Raw genomic sequence first — 4,406 nt, forward strand, 5'->3', positions numbered from 1 at the left:
TGTGCGTAGTGGCGGGTCGGGGTATCGTATTCAACGTGAGAAGTGTTGATGGTGATACCACGCGCTTTTTCTTCCGGCGCGTTATCGATCTGGTCGAATGCGCGAGCGGCACCGCCGTAGGTTTTAGCCAGTACGGTAGTAATGGCAGCGGTCAGCGTTGTTTTACCATGGTCAACGTGGCCGATAGTACCGACGTTAACGTGCGGTTTTGTACGTTCAAACTTTTCTTTAGACATCGATTGTCCCTCTAAGACACGGATAAATCGGTGATATCACCACATCAACCAGGCAACACGCCCGACTTGTTGAATGCTAATAAACAGAAGAGAAAAACAGGAAGGAGAAAAGAAGTGGTGCTGATAGGCAGATTCGAACTGCCGACCTCACCCTTACCAAGGGTGCGCTCTACCAACTGAGCTATATCAGCACATCTTGGAGCGGGCAGCGGGAATCGAACCCGCATCATCAGCTTGGAAGGCTGAGGTAATAGCCATTATACGATGCCCGCATCCTGGAACTCGGCTACCTGATTTTCATTCTGCACTGAATATCGAGAGAAACTCTCTTTATTCGAGCCGGTAAGCGAACTTATCGTCTCGGGCTGCGCCATCGCGCGGCCGAAAATGGTGGTGGGGGAAGGATTCGAACCTTCGAAGTCTGTGACGGCAGATTTACAGTCTGCTCCCTTTGGCCGCTCGGGAACCCCACCGGACTTGATGGTGCCGACTACCGGAATCGAACTGGTGACCTACTGATTACAAGTCAGTTGCTCTACCTACTGAGCTAAGTCGGCATCAAGTAGCGCGCATTCTATGGAGACCTGCGTGCTCATGCAACTAAAAAATTGCATAAAATGTTCTATCGCTCACATTTTGCGCTATAAGAGACAAAAATGCTCTAATTTCAAACAAGAGAGCATAAATTTTCGGCATTTTATCGACCGTCTGACCAGGATACGACGCGGCATTTCAACGCTCCGTCGATAGAAAGCAATCTTCTGTATCTGGTATATTCGTCACATTGCTTCTCAGGGATAGCTTTCACAGCGAGATTTTTTCTTATTATTCCTCCCCATCTGGTGTTACCCTCCTGCCCATTGTCCAAATTAACTTAAATGTGACGTGCCGTTGCATGTCAGGGATGGCCCTCGTTCATCGCTGAACTGATGTAGCAATAGCAGCCAGAAACATGCTTATGAGTATAAAAGAGCAATCGTTAATGACGCCTTACCTACAGTTTGATCGCAGCCAGTGGGCTGCGCTTCGCGATTCTGTGCCGATGACCCTGACCGAGGATGAGATCGCGCAGTTAAAAGGCATTAATGAAGATTTATCGCTGGAAGAAGTTGCAGAAATATATTTACCTCTCTCCCGTTTGCTAAATTTCTATATCAGTTCAAATCTGCGTCGTCAGGCTGTCCTGGAACAGTTTCTGGGCACTAACGGCCAGCGAATCCCTTACATCATCAGTATCGCGGGCAGCGTCGCAGTGGGTAAAAGCACGACAGCACGCGTTCTGCAAGCGTTGCTGAGTCGCTGGCCGGAACACCGCCGTGTTGAATTGATTACCACAGACGGCTTCCTCCACCCAAACCAGGTGTTGAAAGAACGCGGGTTAATGAAGAAAAAGGGGTTCCCCGAATCGTATGATATGCACCGACTGGTGAAATTCGTTTCTGACCTCAAGTCGGGCGTACCGAACGTGACGGCGCCAGTCTATTCTCATTTGATTTACGATGTTATTCCTGAAGGGGATAAAACCGTCGCTCAGCCTGATATATTGATTCTTGAAGGTTTGAATGTTTTACAAAGCGGTATGGATTATCCTCACGATCCGCATCATGTATTTGTTTCTGATTTCGTTGATTTCTCTATTTACGTTGATGCGCCAGAAGAACTTCTTCAGACGTGGTATATCAATCGCTTCCTGAAATTCCGCGAAGGGGCGTTTACCGATCCTGACTCTTATTTCCACAATTATGCGAAATTATCTAAAGAAGAAGCTGTTAATACAGCAGCTTCGCTTTGGAAAGAAATTAACTGGTTGAATTTAAAACAAAATATCTTACCTACACGAGAACGTGCCAGCCTTATTATGACCAAGAGCGCTAACCATGCGGTGGAACAGGTAAGATTGCGGAAATAACAGAAAAAAGGGGAGTACCGACTCCCCTTTTTTACTATTCGGCGCTTCGCAGCGATATTTCCCCCCCCATCCAGGGTTTAATCACGCCATCCTGTTCAAGCAATAATGCACCCTGAGTATCAATGCCGCGAGAAATACCAAATATTTCTTTGTCGCCAATAATTAGTTTTACCGGACGATCAATAAAATTATCCAGTTTTTTCCAGCGCGAAAGATAAGGAGAAAGCCCTTCTTGCTCAAAAAGCTCAAGCGCAGCACGTAGCTTATAAATCAGCTTTGCGGCCAGCATATTGCGGTCGAGCGTAATTCCGGCCTCTTGTAGTGTGATCCATCCCTGATTTATCACGTCCTCTTCTACACGACGCATTGCCATGTTAATACCAGCGCCAATCACTATTTGTGCGGCATCGCCCGTTTTACCGGTTAACTCGACCAGAATACCCGCCAGTTTGCGATCCAGTAGGTAAAGGTCGTTAGGCCACTTCACACGAACTTTATCTGCGCCCAGTTCACGCAGCACTTCCGCCATCACAATTCCAATGACCAGACTCAAGCCTATTGCCGCCGCAGGCCCCTGCTCCAGGCGCCAGTACATTGAAAGATATAGATTCGCGCCAAACGGTGAGAACCATTTACGCCCGCGACGACCACGCCCTGCCTGTTGGTATTCTGCTACACAGGCATCGCCTGAGCGCAGTTCGCCAATTCGATCAAGTAAATACTGATTGGTTGAATCGATAACGGGCAATACCGCCACGTTTCCGCTATCCAGTTGGCTATGAATACGGTCAGCATCCAGTAACTGGATGGGTTCCGGTAAGCTATATCCTTTCCCGGGAACGGTAAATACATCTACTCCCCAGTCGCGTAATGTCTGGATATGTTTATTAATCGCCGCGCGGCTCATTCCCAGCCGTTCACCCAACTGCTCGCCTGAGTGAAACTCTCCGTCGGCAAGTAGTGAGATCAGCGTCAGGGGAACGGTAGTATCTTTCATGCAATGCTCTCCACAGCGTTCACCTCTCCGGACCGACCAATAAAGCGAACCTCAGGCTCCAGCCAGACATTAAATTTTTCACCCACTTTTTGCCGGACATGATGCGCCAGCGCCACCACATCTTTACTTGTCGCATTATTCGCATTAATCAATACCAGCGCCTGTTGGCGATGCACCGCAGCGCCGCCAATAGTGATGCCTTTCAACTGACATTGGTCTATAAGCCAGCCTGCCGCCAGCTTCACTGAGCCGTCTGCCTGAGGGTAATGCGGCGCGTTGGGAAATCGTTCTAACAGTTCCATAGCGATATCGGCTGCGACAACGGGATTTTTAAAAAAGCTGCCCGCATTGCCATTCACTTTAGGATCCGGCAATTTTGTGGTGCGCATATGGCATACAGCATCAAACACCTGTTGCGCGGTGACCGTTTTCGGGTCCAGACAAGTAAGATCGCCATAGGTCAACACCGGCTGCCATTGCTTTGACAAACGCAGACCCACCGCGACGATCGCAACGCGATCCTGATATTCATTTTTGAAGATACTGTCACGATAGCCGAAACGGCATTCCGCCGCGGACAAACGCAGACGTTTTCCCGTTTCCAGTTCAACGCAGTCAACGTAGTCGCAGACGCGCTGTAGTTCTACGCCATACGCGCCAATATTCTGTATAGGCGAGGAACCAACGCAGCCAGGGATGAGCGCCAGATTCTCCAGGCCAGGCATGTTGTTGTCCAGCGCGTAGCGAACCAGCTGATGCCAGTTTTCGCCTGCGCCGACGTGTAGGTGCCAGGCGTCCGCGGTTTCATTGACCTCAATGCCTTTCAGGCGGTTAAGGATCACGGTGCCGGCGTAATTTTCCAGAAACAGGACATTGCTTCCTTCACCCAGGATCATAACCGGCAGTCCCTCACGAGTTGCTTGCTGCCAGGCGCTCAGTAGTTGTTGTTCGTTTTCAGCGCATACGATGTGCTTTGCACAATGATCAATGCCGAAGGTATTCCAGGGTTTTAGGGAGTGGGTCATGGCTGCTTTCCTGATACTCAATCGGCAATAGTTTACCGTATCTGTGTTGGGAAGGCTTGTGGTTATATTGAGGGTGGATCGGCGCGTCCCTGTAGGCCGGATAAGGCGGAGCCGCCATCCGGCAGACTACAGATAAAACAAAAGGCCCTGTCTTCCGACAGGGCCTTTTGCTTAATTTGATGCCTGGCAGTTCCCTACTCTCGCATGGGGAGACCCCACACTACCATCGGCGCTACGGC

5 protein-coding genes and 4 tRNA genes are annotated in these 4,406 nt (G+C 49.6%); 2 read left to right on the forward strand and 7 right to left on the reverse strand.

All coding sequences use genetic code 11. From position 1 onward, the window contains the following. From NA330_RS23095 to NA330_RS23115, 5 genes are all read right to left on the reverse strand, one after another. Window positions 1-236: GTP-binding protein (locus NA330_RS23095; protein WP_000031667.1), on the reverse strand; the 236-nt coding region annotated here is incomplete at its 3' end. 115 nt (window positions 237-351) lie between these two features. Further along, window positions 352-427, reverse strand: a tRNA-Thr gene (locus tag NA330_RS23100). Window positions 428-433: 6 nt separating this feature from the next. Beyond that, a tRNA-Gly gene (locus NA330_RS23105) sits at window positions 434-508 on the reverse strand. 116 nt (window positions 509-624) lie between these two features. After that, window positions 625-709, reverse strand: a tRNA-Tyr gene (locus NA330_RS23110). A gap of 8 nt (window positions 710-717) precedes the next feature. Further along, window positions 718-793 (reverse strand) — tRNA-Thr (locus NA330_RS23115). Between the two features lie 19 nt (window positions 794-812). On the opposite strand from NA330_RS23115, the gene NA330_RS23120 reads away from it, so the two are divergent. Both NA330_RS23120 and coaA read left to right on the forward strand, forming a co-directional pair. Beyond that, on the forward strand, window positions 813-986 hold the full coding sequence (locus NA330_RS23120; protein ID WP_031608374.1) for a hypothetical protein: 174 nt from the start codon (window positions 813-815) through the stop codon (window positions 984-986). 208 nt (window positions 987-1,194) lie between these two features. Then, window positions 1,195-2,145: a type I pantothenate kinase gene (gene coaA, locus NA330_RS23125; RefSeq protein WP_000023068.1), complete on the forward strand. Its 951-nt coding sequence runs from the start codon at window positions 1,195-1,197 to the stop codon at window positions 2,143-2,145. Window positions 2,146-2,179: 34 nt separating this feature from the next. Here coaA and birA read toward each other — a convergent pair whose 3' ends face one another. Continuing rightward, window positions 2,180-3,142, reverse strand: coding sequence for a bifunctional biotin--[acetyl-CoA-carboxylase] ligase/biotin operon repressor BirA (gene birA, locus NA330_RS23130; RefSeq protein ID WP_000655746.1), 963 nt, complete (start codon window positions 3,140-3,142; stop codon window positions 2,180-2,182). Continuing rightward, a complete protein-coding gene (gene murB, locus NA330_RS23135; RefSeq protein WP_023242138.1) occupies window positions 3,139-4,167 on the reverse strand; it encodes a UDP-N-acetylmuramate dehydrogenase in 1,029 nt (342 codons plus the stop codon). The genes birA and murB overlap by 4 nt, the downstream gene beginning before the upstream one ends. Window positions 4,168-4,406: the final 239 nt, after the last annotated feature.

Source organism: Salmonella sp. NW722 (assembly GCF_051702785.1).
Lineage (GTDB): Bacteria > Pseudomonadota > Gammaproteobacteria > Enterobacterales > Enterobacteriaceae > Salmonella > Salmonella enterica.